Source organism: Enterococcus sp. DIV1368b (assembly GCF_050529595.1).
GTDB classification, from domain to species: Bacteria; Bacillota; Bacilli; order Lactobacillales; family Enterococcaceae; genus Enterococcus_B; species Enterococcus_B mundtii.
Map to the genome: position 1 here is coordinate 104,600 of NZ_CP172883.1, position 17,534 is coordinate 122,133.

At 39.0% G+C, this 17,534-nt stretch carries 25 protein-coding genes and 1 pseudogene; 23 read left to right on the forward strand and 3 right to left on the reverse strand.

Going from position 1 to position 17,534, the window contains the following annotated elements:
• Nucleotides 1-23 precede the first annotated feature (23 nt).
• From rplX to truA, 21 genes are all read left to right on the forward strand, one after another.
• Entirely contained in the window at nucleotides 24-332 is a 309-nt protein-coding gene (gene rplX / locus IGJ19_RS00500; RefSeq protein WP_010734461.1) for a 50S ribosomal protein L24, read from the forward strand.
• 28 nt (nucleotides 333-360) lie between these two features.
• Complete coding sequence (gene rplE / locus IGJ19_RS00505; RefSeq protein ID WP_010734460.1) at nucleotides 361-900, forward strand: 50S ribosomal protein L5; 540 nt, start codon at nucleotides 361-363, stop codon at nucleotides 898-900.
• 18 nt (nucleotides 901-918) lie between these two features.
• Complete coding sequence (locus IGJ19_RS00510) at nucleotides 919-1,104, forward strand: type Z 30S ribosomal protein S14 (protein WP_002356214.1); 186 nt, start codon at nucleotides 919-921, stop codon at nucleotides 1,102-1,104.
• Nucleotides 1,105-1,140: 36 nt separating this feature from the next.
• Nucleotides 1,141-1,539 carry a 30S ribosomal protein S8 gene (rpsH, locus tag IGJ19_RS00515; RefSeq protein ID WP_010734459.1) on the forward strand — a complete coding sequence of 133 codons (399 nt, stop codon included), beginning with the start codon at nucleotides 1,141-1,143 and terminating at the stop codon, nucleotides 1,537-1,539.
• A 31-nt stretch (nucleotides 1,540-1,570) separates the two neighbouring features.
• Nucleotides 1,571-2,107: a 50S ribosomal protein L6 gene (gene rplF, locus IGJ19_RS00520; RefSeq protein WP_010734458.1), complete on the forward strand. Its 537-nt coding sequence runs from the start codon at nucleotides 1,571-1,573 to the stop codon at nucleotides 2,105-2,107.
• Nucleotides 2,108-2,271: 164 nt separating this feature from the next.
• Nucleotides 2,272-2,628 carry a 50S ribosomal protein L18 gene (gene rplR, locus IGJ19_RS00525; RefSeq protein ID WP_010734457.1) on the forward strand — a complete coding sequence of 119 codons (357 nt, stop codon included), beginning with the start codon at nucleotides 2,272-2,274 and terminating at the stop codon, nucleotides 2,626-2,628.
• Nucleotides 2,629-2,648: 20 nt separating this feature from the next.
• A complete protein-coding gene (rpsE, locus tag IGJ19_RS00530) occupies nucleotides 2,649-3,149 on the forward strand; it encodes a 30S ribosomal protein S5 (RefSeq protein ID WP_010734456.1) in 501 nt (166 codons plus the stop codon).
• Between the two features lie 14 nt (nucleotides 3,150-3,163).
• The gene (gene rpmD / locus IGJ19_RS00535) at nucleotides 3,164-3,343 is read left to right on the forward strand and encodes a 50S ribosomal protein L30 (protein ID WP_010734455.1); all 180 of its coding nucleotides are present in this window, start codon (nucleotides 3,164-3,166) and stop codon (nucleotides 3,341-3,343) included.
• Nucleotides 3,344-3,391: 48 nt separating this feature from the next.
• Nucleotides 3,392-3,832 (forward strand): 50S ribosomal protein L15, encoded by a 441-nt coding sequence (gene rplO, locus IGJ19_RS00540; RefSeq protein ID WP_010734454.1) that lies wholly within the window; start codon nucleotides 3,392-3,394, stop codon nucleotides 3,830-3,832.
• Nucleotides 3,832-5,127 (forward strand): preprotein translocase subunit SecY, encoded by a 1,296-nt coding sequence (gene secY, locus IGJ19_RS00545; RefSeq protein ID WP_023518901.1) that lies wholly within the window; start codon nucleotides 3,832-3,834, stop codon nucleotides 5,125-5,127. Before rplO ends, secY begins: the two co-directional genes overlap by 1 nt.
• Nucleotides 5,128-5,186: 59 nt before the next feature.
• Nucleotides 5,187-5,834: an adenylate kinase gene (locus IGJ19_RS00550; RefSeq protein ID WP_010734452.1), complete on the forward strand. Its 648-nt coding sequence runs from the start codon at nucleotides 5,187-5,189 to the stop codon at nucleotides 5,832-5,834.
• A gap of 190 nt (nucleotides 5,835-6,024) precedes the next feature.
• Complete coding sequence (gene infA, locus IGJ19_RS00555) at nucleotides 6,025-6,243, forward strand: translation initiation factor IF-1 (protein WP_002288695.1); 219 nt, start codon at nucleotides 6,025-6,027, stop codon at nucleotides 6,241-6,243.
• Between the two features lie 32 nt (nucleotides 6,244-6,275).
• Nucleotides 6,276-6,392: a 50S ribosomal protein L36 gene (gene rpmJ, locus IGJ19_RS00560; RefSeq protein WP_002288710.1), complete on the forward strand. Its 117-nt coding sequence runs from the start codon at nucleotides 6,276-6,278 to the stop codon at nucleotides 6,390-6,392.
• Nucleotides 6,393-6,409: 17 nt separating this feature from the next.
• The gene (rpsM, locus tag IGJ19_RS00565) at nucleotides 6,410-6,775 is read left to right on the forward strand and encodes a 30S ribosomal protein S13 (RefSeq protein ID WP_010734451.1); all 366 of its coding nucleotides are present in this window, start codon (nucleotides 6,410-6,412) and stop codon (nucleotides 6,773-6,775) included.
• 27 nt (nucleotides 6,776-6,802) lie between these two features.
• Entirely contained in the window at nucleotides 6,803-7,192 is a 390-nt protein-coding gene (gene rpsK, locus IGJ19_RS00570) for a 30S ribosomal protein S11 (RefSeq protein WP_010734450.1), read from the forward strand.
• A gap of 79 nt (nucleotides 7,193-7,271) precedes the next feature.
• On the forward strand, nucleotides 7,272-8,210 hold the full coding sequence (locus IGJ19_RS00575; protein ID WP_005880735.1) for a DNA-directed RNA polymerase subunit alpha: 939 nt from the start codon (nucleotides 7,272-7,274) through the stop codon (nucleotides 8,208-8,210).
• Between the two features lie 26 nt (nucleotides 8,211-8,236).
• Nucleotides 8,237-8,617: a 50S ribosomal protein L17 gene (rplQ, locus tag IGJ19_RS00580; RefSeq protein ID WP_010734449.1), complete on the forward strand. Its 381-nt coding sequence runs from the start codon at nucleotides 8,237-8,239 to the stop codon at nucleotides 8,615-8,617.
• 268 nt (nucleotides 8,618-8,885) lie between these two features.
• Nucleotides 8,886-9,725: an energy-coupling factor ABC transporter ATP-binding protein gene (locus tag IGJ19_RS00585; protein WP_074800000.1), complete on the forward strand. Its 840-nt coding sequence runs from the start codon at nucleotides 8,886-8,888 to the stop codon at nucleotides 9,723-9,725.
• Complete coding sequence (locus IGJ19_RS00590; protein ID WP_071867779.1) at nucleotides 9,701-10,570, forward strand: energy-coupling factor ABC transporter ATP-binding protein; 870 nt, start codon at nucleotides 9,701-9,703, stop codon at nucleotides 10,568-10,570. The genes IGJ19_RS00585 and IGJ19_RS00590 overlap by 25 nt, the downstream gene beginning before the upstream one ends.
• Nucleotides 10,560-11,357 carry an energy-coupling factor transporter transmembrane component T family protein gene (locus IGJ19_RS00595; protein ID WP_071867778.1) on the forward strand — a complete coding sequence of 266 codons (798 nt, stop codon included), beginning with the start codon at nucleotides 10,560-10,562 and terminating at the stop codon, nucleotides 11,355-11,357. Before IGJ19_RS00590 ends, IGJ19_RS00595 begins: the two co-directional genes overlap by 11 nt.
• 35 nt (nucleotides 11,358-11,392) lie before the next feature.
• Entirely contained in the window at nucleotides 11,393-12,139 is a 747-nt protein-coding gene (truA, locus tag IGJ19_RS00600) for a tRNA pseudouridine(38-40) synthase TruA (protein ID WP_010734445.1), read from the forward strand.
• A gap of 79 nt (nucleotides 12,140-12,218) precedes the next feature.
• On the opposite strand, the gene IGJ19_RS00605 is transcribed toward truA, so the two are convergent.
• Entirely contained in the window at nucleotides 12,219-12,374 is a 156-nt protein-coding gene (locus IGJ19_RS00605; protein ID WP_430604555.1) for an IS3 family transposase, read from the reverse strand.
• 207 nt (nucleotides 12,375-12,581) lie between these two features.
• On the opposite strand from IGJ19_RS00605, the gene IGJ19_RS00610 reads away from it, so the two are divergent.
• Both IGJ19_RS00610 and IGJ19_RS00615 read left to right on the forward strand, forming a co-directional pair.
• On the forward strand, nucleotides 12,582-12,683 hold the full coding sequence (locus IGJ19_RS00610) for a phosphotransferase (protein ID WP_430604556.1): 102 nt from the start codon (nucleotides 12,582-12,584) through the stop codon (nucleotides 12,681-12,683).
• 184 nt (nucleotides 12,684-12,867) lie between these two features.
• Nucleotides 12,868-13,341, forward strand: coding sequence for an NUDIX domain-containing protein (locus tag IGJ19_RS00615; protein WP_430604289.1), 474 nt, complete (start codon nucleotides 12,868-12,870; stop codon nucleotides 13,339-13,341).
• Between the two features lie 296 nt (nucleotides 13,342-13,637).
• Here the strand turns inward: IGJ19_RS00615 and IGJ19_RS00620 are convergent.
• Together IGJ19_RS00620 and IGJ19_RS00625 are read right to left on the reverse strand one after the other, a co-directional pair.
• Nucleotides 13,638-14,302: pseudogene (locus IGJ19_RS00620) on the reverse strand (transposase); the annotation flags it as partial.
• Between the two features lie 172 nt (nucleotides 14,303-14,474).
• A complete protein-coding gene (locus tag IGJ19_RS00625) occupies nucleotides 14,475-17,147 on the reverse strand; it encodes a YfhO family protein (RefSeq protein ID WP_071867776.1) in 2,673 nt (890 codons plus the stop codon).
• Nucleotides 17,148-17,534 lie beyond the last annotated feature (387 nt).

Consider the following 17,534-nt stretch of genomic DNA (forward strand, 5'->3'; position numbering starts at 1 on the left):
AACAAAGGAGGTGCGAAACAGTTATGTTTGTTAAAAAAGGCGATAAAGTTAAAGTGATCACCGGTAAAGACAAAAACAAAGAAGGCGTTGTATTAGCAGCGTTTCCTAAACAGGATAAAGTGGTTGTCGAAGGTGTGAACATGATCAAAAAACACCAAAAACCTTCTCAAGCTGCTCCTCAAGGTGGAATTGTTGAGATGGAAGCGCCACTTCACGTTTCTAACGTGATGGTCATCGACTCTACTGGTGTAGCTGGCCGAGTTGGCTACAAAGAAGTAGACGGAAAAAAAGTCCGTGTTTCTAAAAAAACCGGTGAAGTTTTAGATAAATAAAAAGTTTAAGGAAGGAGGGTCTTACTGAATGAACCGCCTAAAAGAAAAATATCTTAAAGAAGTAACTCCATCATTGATGGAAAAATTTGACTATAGCTCTGTTATGCAAACACCTAAAGTTGAAAAGATCGTCATCAACATGGGTGTTGGTGATGCGGTATCAAACGCTAAAAACTTAGACAAAGCAGTTGAAGAACTAACTTTGATCACTGGACAAAAACCAATGATCACAAAAGCTAAAAAATCAATCGCTGGATTCCGTTTACGTGAAGGAATGCCAATTGGAGCAAAAGTTACCTTACGCGGAGAAAGAATGTACGAATTTTTAGATAAATTAGTATCAGTTTCTCTACCACGTGTACGTGACTTCCATGGTGTAAGTAAAAAAGCCTTTGATGGTCGTGGAAACTACACTTTAGGTATTAAAGAACAATTGATCTTCCCAGAAGTAGATTATGATTTAGTAGATAAAGTACGTGGTATGGACATCGTCATTGTAACGACAGCGAACACAGATGAAGAATCTCGTGAGTTGTTGACACAATTAGGCATGCCATTCCAAAAATAATTAAAGGAGGCGAACTACGTGGCTAAAAAATCAATGATTGCTAAAAACAAACGTCCTGCAAAACATTCAACACAAGCTTACACTCGTTGCGAACGTTGCGGACGTCCACATTCAGTTTATCGTAAGTTCCATCTTTGCCGTATTTGCTTCCGCGAACTTGCCTATAAAGGTCAAATTCCCGGCGTGAAGAAAGCTAGCTGGTAAAAAAGTAAATTCGCATAAGAAGGAGGTAAAAGTTCAATGGTCATGACAGATCCAATTGCAGATTTTCTAACTCGTATCCGTAATGCAAACATGGTTAAACATGAGGCTTTAGAAGTTCCTGCATCAAAAATTAAACGTGACATCGCTGAAATCTTGAAACGTGAAGGTTTCGTCCGTGATGTTGAATATATCGAAGATGACAAGCAAGGCGTGATCCGTGTTTTCCTAAAATTCGGTAAAAGCGGCGAACGTGTTATTACAAACTTAAAACGTATTTCTAAACCAGGCTTACGTGTTTATGTTAAAGCTGGCGAAGTGCCAAAAGTTTTAAATGGCTTAGGTATCGCTATTATTTCGACTTCTGAAGGTGTTGTCACTGATAAAGAAGCTCGTGAGAAAAACATCGGCGGCGAAGTTATCGCTTACGTATGGTAATCAAGTAGAATCTACAAGGAGGTGTCTTTAAGTGAGCCGTATTGGAAATAAGATCGTTGTGATCCCTGAAGGAGTAACTATCACTCAAGATGGAAACAACGTTACAGTTAAAGGACCAAAAGGGGAATTGACTCGTACATTTTCTGCTGATATCAAAATGAATATCGAAGGAAATGAAGTGACATTCACTCGTCCAAATGACAGTAAAGAAATGAAAACTATCCATGGAACAACTCGTGCTAACTTCAACAACATGGTTGTAGGTGTTAGTGAAGGTTTCCAAAAAGGATTAGAATTAATCGGGGTTGGGTACCGTGCGCAAATGCAAGGAACAAAACTTGTATTGAACGTTGGTTACTCACATCCAGTAGAAATCACACCACCAGCTGGCGTGACTGTTGAAGTACCATCTAACACACAAGTAATTGTGAAGGGTGCGAACAAAGAAGAAGTTGGCGAATTAGCTGCGAACATCCGTGGTACTCGTCCTCCAGAACCTTATAAAGGTAAAGGTATTCGTTATGTTGGCGAATTCGTACGCCGTAAAGAAGGTAAAACTGGTAAATAATCGTTTCGAAAAATTTCATAGAAGCCAGCAGCAGGAAAAAAGGATTTTGCTGAAGTATGCCTTCATTAAGAGAGAGTTTACTTGTGCCGCAGCTTCTATTTTTTCAAAACTGATCATTTCTACTGTCTGACAGTAGAAAAAATAAAAATAAAGAGGTGACAATTGTGATTACAAAACCAGATAAGAACAAAACACGTCAAAAGAGACACCGTCGTGTACGTAACACTATCTCTGGTACTGCTGAGCGCCCACGCTTGAACGTTTTTCGTTCTAACAAAAACATCTACGCGCAACTTATTGATGACGTAGCGGGTGTAACGCTAGCAAGTGCCTCTACCTTGGATAAAGAAATTTCAGGTGGAACAAAAACAGAAGCAGCACAAGCTGTCGGTAAATTAGTTGCTGAACGCGCAACTGAAAAAGGCATTAAAGTCGTAGTCTTTGACCGTGGTGGATACCTTTACCATGGCCGTGTGCAAGCTTTAGCTGAAGCTGCTCGCGAAAATGGACTAGAATTTTAGAAGAAGGAGGAATACCATTCATGGTTTATATCGATCCAAAACATTTGGAATTAGAAGACCGCGTTGTTGCAATTAACCGTGTAACAAAAGTTGTTAAAGGTGGACGTCGTCTACGTTTTGCTGCTTTAGTTGTTGTCGGTGACAAAAACGGACACGTAGGATTTGGTACTGGTAAAGCACAAGAAGTACCTGAAGCGATCCGTAAAGCAATTGAAGATGCGAAGAAAAACTTAGTTGAAGTACCTATGGTTGGTTCAACAATCCCACACGAAGTAATCGGTGCTTTTAGTGGTGGTAGAATCCTAATGAAACCTGCTGTTGAAGGTTCTGGGGTTGCTGCTGGTGGACCAGTTCGTGCCGTATTAGAATTAGCAGGGGTAGCAGATATCACTTCTAAATCTTTAGGCTCAAACACACCAATCAACGTTGTTCGCGCAACTGTTGAAGGTTTGAAACAATTAAAACGTGCTGAAGAAGTTGCAGCTCTACGCGGCAAATCAGTAGAAGAATTAATCGGATAAGGAGGACAAACATAATGGCTGAATTAAAAGTAACTTTAAAACGCAGTATTATCGGACGTCCTCAAAACCAACGCGATACTGTTAAAGCGTTAGGTCTTACAAAGATTAACAGTTCTGTGGTTAAGCCTGCTAATGAAGCAATCAAAGGCATGATCAACACTGTTTCTCACTTAGTGGACGTTGAAGAAGTTTAATTAAACAAATGAAATAAGAACTAGGACAATTAAGGAGGTGCCAAACCTATGAAACTTCATGAATTAAAACCCGCTGAAGGTTCACGCCAAGTACGTAACCGTGTTGGTCGTGGTACTTCTTCAGGTAACGGAAAAACTGCCGGACGTGGTCAAAAAGGACAAAAAGCTCGTTCAGGCGGTGGTGTACGTCTAGGATTCGAAGGGGGACAAACACCATTGTTCCGTCGTTTACCAAAACGTGGATTTACAAATGTTAACCGTAAGGACTACGCAGTCGTTAATTTAGATGTCTTGAATCGCTTTGAAGACGGAGCTGAAGTAACTCCTGTTGCTTTAGTAGAAGCTGGAATCGTGAAAAACGAAAAAGCTGGAATCAAAGTTTTAGCTAACGGAGAATTGAACAAAAAGTTAACTGTGAAAGCAGCTAAATTCTCAAAAGCAGCACAAGAAGCAATCGAAGCGGCTGGTGGCTCTGTTGAGGTGATCTAATGCTTAAACTATTAAAAGACGCTTTTAAGGTCAAAGATATTAGATCGAAAATCCTTTTTACTGTATTTGTTCTCTTTGTTTTTCGTTTAGGGGCACATATCACTGTTCCCGGCGTAAATGCAAGCTCATTACAAGACCTATCTAGCTTACCGTTTTTCAACATGTTGAACTTGGTAAGTGGTAGTGCAATGCAAAACTTCTCGATCTTTTCGATGGGGGTTTCGCCTTACATTACTGCTTCGATCGTGATCCAATTATTACAAATGGATATCGTGCCACGTTTTGTGGAATGGTCGAAACAAGGAGAAGTTGGTCGTAAAAAGTTGAATCAGGCAACAAGATATTTGACGTTAGTATTGGCATTTATCCAATCTGTCGGTATCACAGCAGGGTTTAACCAATACGCTCAATTAGGTTTTGTCAACAATCCAAATGTCTCTACTTATGTAACGATCGGTTTGATCTTAACTGCAGGAACGATGTTTGTTACTTGGTTGGGTGAACAAATCACTGAAAAAGGTATCGGTAACGGTGTGTCAATGATCATCTTTGCAGGGATCATTTCAAGATTACCGGAAAGTGTACGTGAAATTTATGAAGATTACTTCGTAAATATCAATTCTTCCGATATCTGGAGATCTGCGATTTTCGTTGCCATCTTACTAGTTGCGGTTCTAGCAATCGTGACATTCGTAACATTTTTCCAACAAGCTGAACGTAAGATCCCGATTCAGTACACCAAACGTATAGCAGGTGCGCCAACAAGTAGTTATCTACCGTTGAAAGTAAATGCTGCTGGGGTAATTCCGGTTATCTTTGCAAGTTCATTTATTGCGACACCAAATGCTGTGTTACAAGCGTTAAGTGGGCGATTCGGATCTGAAAACTGGTATAAAATAATGATGGAGATCTTTAACTATAATACGGTGCCTGGCGCAACGATTTATACGGTATTGATCGTCGCATTTACATTCTTCTATGCCTTTGTTCAAGTAAACCCTGAGAAATTAGCGGAGAACTTACAAAAGCAAGGAAGCTATATACCAAGTGTACGCCCTGGTAAGGGGACTGAAGAGTATGTCTCAAGCTTATTGATGCGATTAAGTACAGTTGGAGCACTATTCCTTGGTTTAGTGGCATTATTACCAATCATTGCACAAATGATTTGGGATCTGCCACAATCAATCGGATTAGGTGGTACAAGTCTGTTGATCGTGATCGGTGTGGCTTTGGAAACTGCGAAACAGTTAGAAGGCTTAATGCTGAAACGTAAATATGTTGGCTTTATTGAGTAAGAAAGCGTGTTGAGGTTTTTCCTCAACACACGTTCTCACATTTATTAGGAGGGAAAGCAATGAACCTCATTTTAATGGGGCTGCCAGGTGCAGGTAAAGGAACACAAGCTGAAAAAATCATTGACGCTTATGGGATTCCTCACATCTCAACAGGAGATATGTTTCGTGCAGCTATCAAAAATGAAACAGCTCTTGGCTTGGAAGCAAAGTCTTATATGGATAAAGGTGCATTAGTTCCTGATGAAGTAACAAATGGAATCGTAAAAGAGCGTCTAGCAGAACCCGATACAGAGAAAGGCTTCTTATTAGATGGCTTTCCTCGTACAATCGAGCAAGCAGAAGCTCTAGATGCAATGCTAAAAGATTTAAATAAACAAATTGATGCTGTCATCGATATCCACGTGGGTGAAGAAGTCTTGGTTGAGCGTTTAGCAGGCCGCTTCATTTGCCGTAACTGTGGAGCAACTTACCATAAAATTTTCAACCCTACAAAAGTTGAAGACACATGTGATCGTTGTGGTGGGCATGAATTCTATCAAAGAGAAGATGATAAACCTGAGACGGTTAAAAATCGTCTGGCTATCAACATCAAAAATAGTGAACCAATCTTGGCTTATTATAAAGAACAAGGTTTGCTACACACTATCGATGGTGATCGTGAAATCGATGCTGTATTTACTGATGTCCAAAAAATCATTGAAAAATAGCACGATTGCCCGTAGCCGACTTGCATTAAGCAGTTACTCTTGTCAAGTTCAATAAATTATGATAGAATATGTCAGTCCGACTTCTAGAGAATCCTCTAGATGATCCATTTTGAGAATTTTGAGGTGGGAACTGCAGTTTCCGCCATTTTATCGTGTGAAAATGCGAAACAAGTACAAGGAGGTACTGTGCGTGGCAAAAGAAGATATGATTGAAGTCGAAGGTACAGTCGTCGAAACTTTGCCGAATGCAATGTTTAAAGTTGAACTAGAAAACGGACACCAAGTTCTTGCTACTGTTTCAGGTAAAATTCGTATGCACTACATTCGTATTCTACCTGGTGACAAAGTGACGGTTGAATTGTCTCCATATGATTTAAACCGTGGCCGTATTACTTATCGCTTTAAATAATTGTACTCCGTAAAACTACAGGAGGTATTATCATGAAAGTAAGACCATCAGTAAAACCAATGTGTGAACATTGTAAAGTAATTCGTCGTAAAGGACGCGTTATGGTGATTTGCCCAGCAAATCCAAAACATAAACAACGTCAAGGATAAATGGAGGTGCACTAAATATGGCTCGTATTGCAGGAGTAGATATTCCTCGTGATAAACGTGTAGTAGTTTCACTTACTTATATCTATGGTATTGGTAACACTACTGCGAAACAAATCTTAGCTAATGCTGGCGTATCTGAAGATGTTCGCGTTCGTGAATTAACGAATGAACAAACAGATGCTATCCGTGCAGAAGTAGATAAATTAAAAGTTGAAGGGGATCTTCGTCGTGAAGTGAACTTAAACATCAAACGCTTGATGGAAATCGGTTCTTACCGTGGAATCCGTCACCGTCGTGGATTGCCTGTTCGTGGACAAAACACGAAAAACAATGCACGTACTCGTAAAGGCCCAGCTCGCGCTATCGCTGGCAAGAAAAAATAATTCTTAAGTGAAGGAGGTTAAATCTTCATGGTAGCAAAAAAAGTGAATCGTAAACGCCGTGTGAAAAAGAATATAGAAGCTGGGATTGCACATATCCACTCTACATTCAACAACACAATCATCATGATCACTGATACTCACGGAAATGCTTTAGCGTGGTCATCAGCTGGTTCATTAGGTTTCAAAGGAAGCAAAAAATCAACTCCTTTTGCCGCTCAAATGGCAGCAGAAACAGCTACAAAAGCAGCAATGGAACACGGATTAAAAACTGTTGAAGTAACAGTTAAGGGACCTGGTTCTGGACGTGAAGCAGCAATTCGTTCATTACAAGCAACAGGTTTAGAAGTGACTGCAATTCGTGACGTGACTCCAGTTCCTCATAATGGTGCCCGCCCTCCAAAACGCCGTCGTGTTTAATGAGTGCCTCTCATTTTGAGTTCTATTAGTAACGTCATTGAACAAGACACTTTTCGTTTTGAAAGGGGTAAAGATAAGAATGATTGAGTTCGAAAAACCAAGAATCGCAAAAATTGATGAAGAAAAAGATTATGGCAAGTTCATCGTTGAACCTCTTGAAAGAGGGTATGGGACTACTTTAGGGAATTCCCTACGTCGTATTTTATTATCTTCTTTGCCAGGTGCTGCCATCACTAATATTCAAATCGATGGTGTACTGCATGAATTCTCTACCATCAAAGGTGTTAGAGAAGACGTCACTCAAATCATCTTGAACATTAAAGGTTTAGCACTGAAAATGTATGGTCAAGAAGAAAAAACCCTTGAGATCGATATTACCGGACCTGCTACAGTAACTGCTGGCGATATTATCGTTGATAGTGAGGTAGAAATTCTTAACAAAGATATGTACATCTGCAGTGTATCTGAAGGTGCTACGTTCCATGCTCGCCTAACGGTGAAACCAGGACGTGGTTATGTTCAAGCAGATGAAAACAAAAAAGAAGATATGCCAATTGGTGTTCTTCCAGTCGATTCAATCTACACGCCTGTACGTCGTGTCAACTACCAAGTAGAAAACACACGTGTTGGACATCGTGAAGATTTTGATAAATTGACAATGGAGATCTGGACAGATGGTTCAATCGAACCATTGGAAGCAATGAGTTTATCTGCAAAAATCATGACTGAACATTTAGACATCTTTGTCAACCTAACTGATGAAGCGAAAAACGCTGAAATCATGGTCGAAAAAGAAGAAACACAAAAAGAAAAAATGTTAGAAATGACGATTGAAGAATTAGACTTATCTGTTCGCTCTTATAATTGCTTAAAACGTGCAGGAATCAATACTGTACAAGAACTTACGAATAAATCTGAGCCAGAAATGATCAAAGTCCGTAACTTAGGACGTAAATCATTGGAAGAAGTTAAAGCAAAATTGCATGACTTAGGTTTAGGTTTACGTAAAGAAGATTAAACCTTTTACGAAGGAGGGAAACCAACGTGAGTTATCGTAAACTAGGACGCACATCTAGCCAACGTAAAGCGATGTTGCGTGATTTAACAACTGACTTATTAATTAATGAACGTATTGTGACTACAGAAGCTCGTGCGAAAGAAGTTCGCTCAACTGCTGAAAAAATGATCACTTTAGGCAAACGCGGAGACTTACATGCACGTCGTCAAGCTGCGGCTTTCGTACGTAATGAAGTTGCTAGCGTGCGTGAAGAAAATGAGGAAATCGTTATCGAATCAGCTTTACAAAAGTTATTCAACGATATTGCACCTCGTTATGCTGAACGTCAAGGTGGCTACACTCGTATCTTGAAGACAGAACCAAGACGCGGAGACGGAGCACCAATGGTTGTCTTAGAACTTGTCTAAAATCACACTAATAACATCACTTTATGGATGATTCTTTTAGAGTGTTATGATGTTGGAAGTTACTTATTCCGAGTCTAGCTCAGCGCTGCTCCCCAAGCGATTCGTTTGGGGAGTATGCACTCATCATAAAGTGTTTTTTTGTACCTTCAATTAACTGTCAAGACAGCCTTGAAGGTATAAAAAAACATTTTAAAAATCAGAAATGATTGAAAACTAAGCAGTTTTTTGATAGGGTTAATAGGAACTTTAGGATGAAGAGGGAGTACTTATGGAGCCGATTATTGAATTAGGAAAGATTAATTACAAATACCAACCAGAAGATTTACGACCAGCATTGAAAGATGTTTCTTTCACGATCAATAAAGGAGAATGGATCGCGATTATCGGGCACAATGGTTCTGGTAAATCAACGCTTGCAAAAACGATCAATGGCTTACTCCTTCCTGAGTCTGGGACGGTCAAAGTTGGTAATCAACTACTAAATGAAGAGAATATATGGACGATCCGCCAAAAAGTCGGCATGGTCTTTCAAAATCCGGACAATCAATTTGTTGGATCAACAGTAGAGGATGATGTGGCCTTTGGTTTAGAGAATCAAGGCATTCCTCGAGAAGAAATGATCGTTCGAGTGAAAGATGCTCTTGAAAAAGTGCGAATGTCTGATTTTGCGACAAGAGAACCAGTTCGTCTTTCCGGTGGACAGAAACAACGTGTGGCGATTGCCGGTGTTGTAGCCCTCCGACCAGAAATCATCATCTTGGATGAAGCAACAAGTATGTTAGATCCTGAAGGTCGTGAAGAAGTCATCACAACGATCAAAGAAATCAAAGAGGAAAGTCAACTAACCGTTATTTCAATCACGCATGATATTGATGAAGCAGCCAATGCAAATCGTATTTTTGTGATGAAAGAAGGCGAACTAGTGAATGAAGGGACACCGAAAGAGATTTTCTCTGCCGGACCTGAACTAATCAATCTAGGGTTAGATTTGCCTTTTCCTGAAAAACTAAAAAGTGCCTTGAAAGAACGTGGCATTGAAGTGCCTAAAGAATACATGACAGAAGAAAGGATGGTGGATTGGTTATGGACATCCGTTTTGAAAAAGTAAACTTTACGTACCAACCGAATACACCATTCGAGCAACGAGCTTTATTTGATATTGACTTGTTGATCAAAGAAAACAGCTACACTGCATTAGTTGGTCATACTGGAAGCGGGAAATCCACCTTGCTTCAGCATTTGAATGCGTTGATCAAACCGACGGAAGGAACCGTCCAAATCGGCGATCGTCAGATCAAACCAGATACAGATAATAAAAATTTGAAACCGATTCGAAAAAAAGTCGGTATTGTTTTTCAATTTCCAGAGGCACAGTTGTTTGAAGAAACGGTCGCAAGAGATATTGCGTTTGGCCCAAAAAACTTTGGTGTAAGTGAGGAAGAGGCGACTCTACTAGCAAAGGAGACCTTAGAACAAGTCGGCTTAGATGAGACGTATTTAGAACGCTCACCTTTCGAGCTGTCAGGAGGTCAAATGCGACGTGTAGCGATTGCCGGTGTTCTAGCTATGAAACCCGAAGTTCTCGTCTTAGATGAGCCGACAGCTGGGTTAGATCCACAAGGAAGAAAAGAAATGATGGATATGTTCTGGCGTTTGCATAAAGAACAGCAAATCACGATTGTATTAGTCACCCATTTGATGGATGATGTGGCAAACTATGCGGATTTTGTTTACGTCCTGGAAAAAGGCCGTATCGTCAAATGCGGAGAACCAAAAGAAGTCTTCCAACACCTTGAATGGTTAAAAGAACGGCAGTTAGGCGTACCAACAGCCACTGAGTTTGCAGAGGAACTACGAGTAAAAGGCATCCAGTTTGATGAATTGCCGATCACCGCAGACGCATTAGCGGACCAATTGGTCAAATTGGTGGGAGGTACAGCTCATGATGAATAAATTGATTTTTGGTCGTTATATGCCTGGAGACTCCTTTATCCATCGGTTAGATCCACGTGCAAAGCTATTGGCAAGTTTCTATTTTATTGGCATTATCTTCTTGGCCAATAACTGGCAGACATATGCCTTATTAGCGGCGTTTACTTTATTTGCTGTTTTCTTGTCAAAAGTAGATATCAAATTTTTTATTCGAGGCATCCGTCCGTTGATCTGGTTGATCTTATTCACTGTAGGCTTACAAGTACTGTTTACAAGTGGTGGAGAAACGTATTGGAGTTGGGGGATTTTCAATATCACTCAATTTGGTGTCATGAACGGACTATTTATTTTTTGTCGGTTTGTTTTGATTATCTTTATGTCCACCTTATTGACATTGACAACGCCGCCTTTAGAATTATCCGATGCGATCGAATATTTGTTACGACCATTGAAAGTTGTTCGCTTTCCAGTGCATGAAGTATCTTTGATGCTTTCGATCGCTTTACGTTTTGTGCCGACATTGATGGACGAAACCGAAAAAATCATGAATGCACAGCGCGCACGTGGTGTTGACTTTGGTGAAGGAAGTCTAGTACAAAAAATGAAAGCGGTGATTCCTTTACTGATTCCGCTATTTGTCAGCAGTTTCAATCGTGCGGAAGATCTAGCTACAGCCATGGAAGCAAGAGGCTACCAAGGTGGGGAAGGCCGGACAAAATACCGTATCCTTCACTGGCACTTACAAGACACTGTTGTTATGGTTGCTTTTGGGCTGATGACCATCGTACTAGTGTTTATCCGTAGCTAAACTTATCAAAGATGAATGAGAACAGGGGAAGATGAATGGTACGCTATAAAGCAATCATTGCCTATGATGGTACCCAGTTCAATGGTTTTCAGAAACAACCCAATGGACGAACGGTCCAAGAAGAACTGGAAAAAACCTTAAAGAAGATGGCAAATGGAAAAGAAATCACGATTTTTGGATCTGGACGGACAGATGCGGGGGTTCATGCAATCGGGCAAGTCATCCACTTTGATTATCCAGAAGAGCGACCTTTGGAACGTATGCGTTTTGGGCTAGATACGCAGTCGCCAGAAGATATTGCTGTGAAAAGTGTGGAGATTGTGCCTGAAACTTTTCACGCACGCTATTTAGTGAAAGAAAAAACCTATCAATTCAAAGTAGATATCGGAAAACCACGTAGTCCCTTCCGTAGACATTATGCGAGCTATTTTCCTTATCCAATAGATGTAGCAAAGATTGAACGTGCATTGCCTGATTTACTTGGTACGCATGATTTCACTTCATTTTGTGCTTCTGGAAGTTCCATTGAAGATAAAGTACGGACTATCTATGAAGCCAGCTTACAGGTCAATGAAGCAGGCGATGAGTTGACGTTTACGTTTCGTGGTGATGGCTTCCTTTATAAAATGATCCGCATTTTAGTTGGTACGTTGTTAAAAATAGGCAACGATCGTTTACCAGAAGATTGTCTTCCAGAAATCATTGCAAAAAAAGACCGCAATGCTGCGGGTCCGACTGCTCATCCGGAAGGGTTATACCTATACGAAGTAAAATATGAATAGCGAAGTGCCCCTTGCCAAGTAGAAAGTCAAAAAACAAAAATTTATACTATGCAGGAATCGAATCAATCGATTCCTGTTTTTATGTAGCTCGCTTTCTGAACTCGTTTGGCAAAAGCTTATTTAATGCTTCAGAGTAGCGATAATTATTGTAGTACCGCATGTAACTACAGACAGATTTCCTTAGGTAATCAAAACTTTGATAACTTTCTTGAGAGAATTCTTCTTCTTTAAATATACCCTATACCCCAGAAATGTTCGATCGGTTATTTAATCATCCAAAAAAAATAAAGCAATTTAAATCTATGAATATACTGAAAAGTGAAATTTACTATGATCAACTAGCAAACAAAGAAGATGTTTTATTAACAAAAATAATTGAATTTCAAAAAAAATTGGAATTCTTCCCAATCTCTTAAGGGACATGCAACAAATTTATCAATGAATACATGGGGATTTACATAAGAGAAATTTTATACTATCAAAAGATAATAAGTTTAAGATTATAGATTTTGATCAAAGCACATACTTCCCAGCTTCATGTTGAAGTTAATACTATCGAATCTAAGAAGTGGAAGTTAGCACTTTTAGTTTATTATTATATATTGATATATGATTTATCAATGATCAAAACTAACTACTCTTTTTTTTTTACAGAGTAAATAGAGTAATATATATATTTATGAAGATTCAAAATGTGATACAGAAAATTATAGACGAGAAGGGTTAGTATGAGAACATATTATAACATATTGTTGATTCCATACATTTTGGAAAGAAGCTCAAATTTGAAATGCTGTATATTTAAAAGAGAAGATATGTCTGTCTGGCAATTTATTGCAGGTGGAGGAGAAGATGAGGAAGCGCCTGATCAAGCTGCGATAAGAGAATTTATTGAAGAAAGTGGGATAGCATCAAATTTTTTGAAAGTTGACAAATTAGTTCAACTGGATTCAACAGCATCTGTTTTGGTAGACCATTTTCCTGAGCTTGTTAAGGATGCATTGAAGAGAGATATTTTTGTAATACCAATTTATACGTTTGCATACGATATAACTGAATATCAAGGAGCCCTACAACCATCCGATGAACATACTGAATTCACATGGGTTACTTTTGAAGAAGCACAACAATTATTACATTTTGATTTAGATAAAACGGCCATTTGTGAGTTGCAAAAGAGATTAAGTAGGAGGAACAAGTAATTTTCCTATATTGAAAGGCGATAATATAAGTTATTAAAAACTGAAAACTAAAGTTGTTGAATTGCCTAAAGGCCTATATGCCGAACAAATAATTCAAATTTAGTTTGGTTGATCTAAGACTGGGACATTAGTCCGTTCTCAAAAATAAAAATGAGTCCCATTTTGATGTATTTTGGGCTCTTTGTCAATAAGGACTGATGAGTTCAATCAAGTGAAATCCAGAAGAAGAGACTCCTTTTTCTTCGTTATTTTACATGAATAACTTGATTCGTCAAAAAAATACGGATTCGCATGTTCTAAAATGATTTAAAGCCATAAGACACTCATTTGAGTGTATTGATGTGAGTGTTCTTTGCTTCGATTTTCTCGTTAGAGTAAGGATAGATTAAGGAATGACGGACACCTTCTTCATAGCTTAGAAAATTTTGTAGTTTTAGCCGAAATTCTTCATCTAGTGTTTCTGATAACTGATGCAAGAGAGTGAGAAACGACTCGTGGTCTTTGTCACGAAAGGGCATCGGCTAGATCATATAAAGCGTGATAGGCGACTTTCAAGGCAGTAGAAGCGCCTAATAACCGATTAAGCGCCATGGATTCTGTCAGATAAGGATACTTGGGTGCGCGAAAGTTACGCCAAGTTTTATATTCTGTATGGTTGATGTTCTTCCGATTTTTGGTGAGTATTCGCCAATGGCTTTTTATTTTTCTTGGCATCGTTTGATCATTCGAGGAAATCAGACGTTTCATTTCACGTACACGAAAATCTTAGAACGCTTGATTCATGTGTTTGACGACATGAAAGCGATCAATGACTAATTTGGCATAGGAAACACTTTTTTTATTAATTGGAAATACGCCGTATTCATATCAGTGACTAGGTAGTTAACATCAGAGGATTCATACATGACTGAAAATAAGTGGTCAACCACGCTAAGTTTCGAGTGGGTACGACATCAACTAATTACCCAGTTTATATGGTTATAGAGCCCGTTTAGTCATCTTAATACTTAGCATTCCATTATTTTCACATGTGCGCATATAAACAGAAACTAGTCCAATTTTGACAAATTATATCAAAATTGGACTAGTTTTTATTTTTGAGAACGGACTAATGCCCCACACTATTTGTCTGTTTATCTTGCGCGACGACGTTCACGTCTTGGACGGTGATCATCGCTTTCGTTTGTAGGATCAATGACGCCGCTAAACGGCTGACGTCTACGAAGGTACCATAGATACAAGATAAACAAGGCAATACATCCAATAAAGAGAAGTAAGCCAGGAATGAATCCTTTTGGCATGTAACTAAAAGTAATCGTATGTTCACCTTCAGGAACTTCCACCATCAAAAAGGCATCTTGGAATTTCTTCACAGGAACTTTTTCGCCATCGATTTTAGCAGTCCAACCACCATCATAAGGGATAGTCGTGGCTACCATCGTTTTTTCAGTCGCATGAACAGTTCCTGTAGCTGTTCGACCGGTAGTAGTCATCTCTACGCCGTTATTTCTGATTTGGTTGATTGCGGCTTGATACGCCACAACATCAAGTCCGACCACCTGTGGTTCCATAAAGCTGACTTCTTTGGTCCCATAGAAGCTTGCAGTGAAGGTAACCGTTGTATCTTGTGGGTAATAACCTAAATCATAATATTGACCAGTAATGTTAATTTGAGATTTTCTAGATACACCATTGACGGTAATAGTTGCTGTAGAGCTTTCTAACTGTGCGAAATTTGTTGGAAACAGGCTGAGATACGCTTGGGTATTCGCAGGTACTTGGACTTCCCAAGTCAATTCTTTCGGTTGATTATTTGCTGTTTCACTATAAGTGACCCCATTTGTCGTTGTTGTGATCTTCGTGTTCTGTTGACTTTTTAGGGTTGGCGTATAAAACGTAAAGAATGATTGATTCAATCCAGAAAGACCATTCATCAAATTTGTTTGACTGGTTAGATTATCACCTATCGGTTGTTCGATCTTATTGATCGTCAAAGGTGCTTTGAAAGCTAATGGTACAGCATTACTATTTTCGTACAAAGTATAGTTGTCCGTTTGTTCGACGGATTGGAAGCCGTATTTATTAAAACTACTATCGTTTTTAGCAATATTGTATTTGATTCCCGTAAATCCATCCATCAACAAGGTATTGTTATTGTAGCGAATGTTCAAATTTGTGCCTCTAGAACGGAAGCCTAAAGTATCCAAGTAAGAGGAAGAGTTTCGATTTCTGATCGAAGAGAACATGCTGATCCCACTATAACCATAATTGATCGAATCATTCGGTGAAACAGGATCAAGGTTTTCTAATCGATAAAACGTATCGGAATCCTTTTTCGAGGCATCAACTAACGTTTTGATCTCAGGATAAGGTTCGGTATACAAACTTCTTGAGGCATAATTCCAATCATCGAGAATGCCATGGATCATACTGTTGGTATTGACTGCGGCTTCGGCTGTCATCAATAGTAACAGAAGAATACTCAAACGTTTCAAATCAAATGGGTGTTGTTGGAATAAACCAATCGTCAATGCGTAGAGCGCTAAAAAGACTAACGTCAAAACAAAGGATGTGAGCGTGACATACGTGTAACTGCCATCTGGTTTGATACCCCAAGCTGTAGCAAAAGCAGCCGCTAGTACAATGATGACACCTAGCAAACGCTTCTGATCCTTCTCCTGTAGCTGTTCCCAACTATGAGCCGCTAACAAGAGTACGAGAAACGAAAAGAGATAGGCATAACGAAACAAGAACATATTTGGTGCGTGCATCCCATGCCAGAATAGATTCAAAGGGACTAAATAGAAGCTAGCAATCAAGATCGCGAATAGCCCACCGAACAACAACTTGTTTTTCAAGGGGAATTTGCGACTGACAAAATACAAGAGACATAATGCTAAAGGAAATAATCCAGCATAGATAAAAGGAATCGATCCGTATTTCGTCGTGTCATAAACACCCACCATGTTTTTCATCAATAAATCTAAATAAGAAGTTGCTTCTGTCTTCAATGAAGTGATCTGCGTCAATGCTTCGCCATTGGCACGTAGATCGAGAATGGCAGGCAGGATGATCACCATAGAAGCGCCTCCTGCTAATAAAGAGGTGATCCCATAAGGTAAAATCGTTCCTTTGTACCTCCGCCAATTCGTCAGTAGTCGTGTAATAAAGTATAAAAAGGAGAAGACTCCGACCATGAAGCCCATATAAAAACTGGATAAGAACAACAGCAAGTAACTAACAAACAATAAAATAGGTTTCTTTTGGTCCATCACACGATGGATACCTAAAATGATCAGAGGAAGATAGACAAAGGTGTCTAACCACATGATGATCTCTGAATGGGCAGTGATAAATGAAATCGACGCATAGCTGACACTTAATGCGACTTGCCCCCAATGTGGAATGCGATAGGTACGTGCTAGAAACCAGAAGGATAAACCTGCTGAACCAACCTTTAGTAAGGTGATGAGATACAAGGCATCTGGCATCAATTGATTCGGGAACAATAAAACGAGTGGTGTGAAAAGTCCACCTAAATAATAAGAAATCAATGATAGATAATTTAAACCAAGTGAGGCATTCCACGTGTAAAAAATGCTTTGTTTCCCTAACAACATATTACGGAAGCTTGCATGAAAGTTTGAAAATTGTGAGAAAGCATCACTAGCCAAGATGCTCCGATCACTTCCTGGATAAATACCGATACTTAAATAAACCAATAAAAGAATCAGCAAAGGGATAAAGAAGCTAGCAGCTGCATAGCGGCCGTTTTCTTTTAAGAATTTTTTCAATGTTGTTTTCATTACAATTCAGTCACCAAATTTCTATTTGAAGTTATATTTAGTTTATCACATTCATGATTTTACTTGCTGAAAATACAACCAAATTCATAAAAAAATTACATTTGAAATTAAATAACGTTTGTGAGTTTAAATTACATTTACATTAAGAAAATAACGCAAAATAAGAAAACACTTTCTACTTTAAAATAAAGTGTTGACAGGCCTTTGCAAATGCGTTATGTTTTATTTGTAACAATTATAAAAAAACATATACCTATCACTATCTGAGGGGTAGTGGCACATAAAAGAAGACTTAAAACAATTATCTGGGTGATTGATTGTTTTAAGCCTTTTTTATTTTTTCTTCTTAAATTTCATGTGGTTGAGGAAATGTCTCTCATTTGATAA

Bases quoted from the DNA above. Each gene is read 5' to 3' on its own strand.
- rplX (WP_010734461.1), top strand. From the start codon at position 24: ATGTTTGTTAAAAAAGGCGATAAAGTTAAAGTGATCACCGGTAAAGAC.
- rplE (WP_010734460.1), top strand. From the start codon at position 361: ATGAACCGCCTAAAAGAAAAATATCTTAAAGAAGTAACTCCATCATTG.
- rpsH (WP_010734459.1), top strand. From the start codon at position 1,141: ATGGTCATGACAGATCCAATTGCAGATTTTCTAACTCGTATCCGTAAT.
- rpsE (WP_010734456.1), top strand. From the start codon at position 2,649: ATGGTTTATATCGATCCAAAACATTTGGAATTAGAAGACCGCGTTGTT.
- rpmD (WP_010734455.1), top strand. From the start codon at position 3,164: ATGGCTGAATTAAAAGTAACTTTAAAACGCAGTATTATCGGACGTCCT.
- rplO (WP_010734454.1), top strand. From the start codon at position 3,392: ATGAAACTTCATGAATTAAAACCCGCTGAAGGTTCACGCCAAGTACGT.
- secY (WP_023518901.1), top strand. From the start codon at position 3,832: ATGCTTAAACTATTAAAAGACGCTTTTAAGGTCAAAGATATTAGATCG.
- IGJ19_RS00550 (WP_010734452.1), top strand. From the start codon at position 5,187: ATGAACCTCATTTTAATGGGGCTGCCAGGTGCAGGTAAAGGAACACAA.
- rpmJ (WP_002288710.1), top strand. From the start codon at position 6,276: ATGAAAGTAAGACCATCAGTAAAACCAATGTGTGAACATTGTAAAGTA.
- rpsM (WP_010734451.1), top strand. From the start codon at position 6,410: ATGGCTCGTATTGCAGGAGTAGATATTCCTCGTGATAAACGTGTAGTA.
- rpsK (WP_010734450.1), top strand. From the start codon at position 6,803: ATGGTAGCAAAAAAAGTGAATCGTAAACGCCGTGTGAAAAAGAATATA.
- IGJ19_RS00575 (WP_005880735.1), top strand. From the start codon at position 7,272: ATGATTGAGTTCGAAAAACCAAGAATCGCAAAAATTGATGAAGAAAAA.
- IGJ19_RS00585 (WP_074800000.1), top strand. From the start codon at position 8,886: ATGGAGCCGATTATTGAATTAGGAAAGATTAATTACAAATACCAACCA.
- IGJ19_RS00590 (WP_071867779.1), top strand. From the start codon at position 9,701: ATGGACATCCGTTTTGAAAAAGTAAACTTTACGTACCAACCGAATACA.
- IGJ19_RS00595 (WP_071867778.1), top strand. From the start codon at position 10,560: ATGATGAATAAATTGATTTTTGGTCGTTATATGCCTGGAGACTCCTTT.
- truA (WP_010734445.1), top strand. From the start codon at position 11,393: ATGGTACGCTATAAAGCAATCATTGCCTATGATGGTACCCAGTTCAAT.
- IGJ19_RS00615 (WP_430604289.1), top strand. From the start codon at position 12,868: ATGAGAACATATTATAACATATTGTTGATTCCATACATTTTGGAAAGA.
- IGJ19_RS00625 (WP_071867776.1), bottom strand. From the start codon at position 17,147: ATGAAAACAACATTGAAAAAATTCTTAAAAGAAAACGGCCGCTATGCA.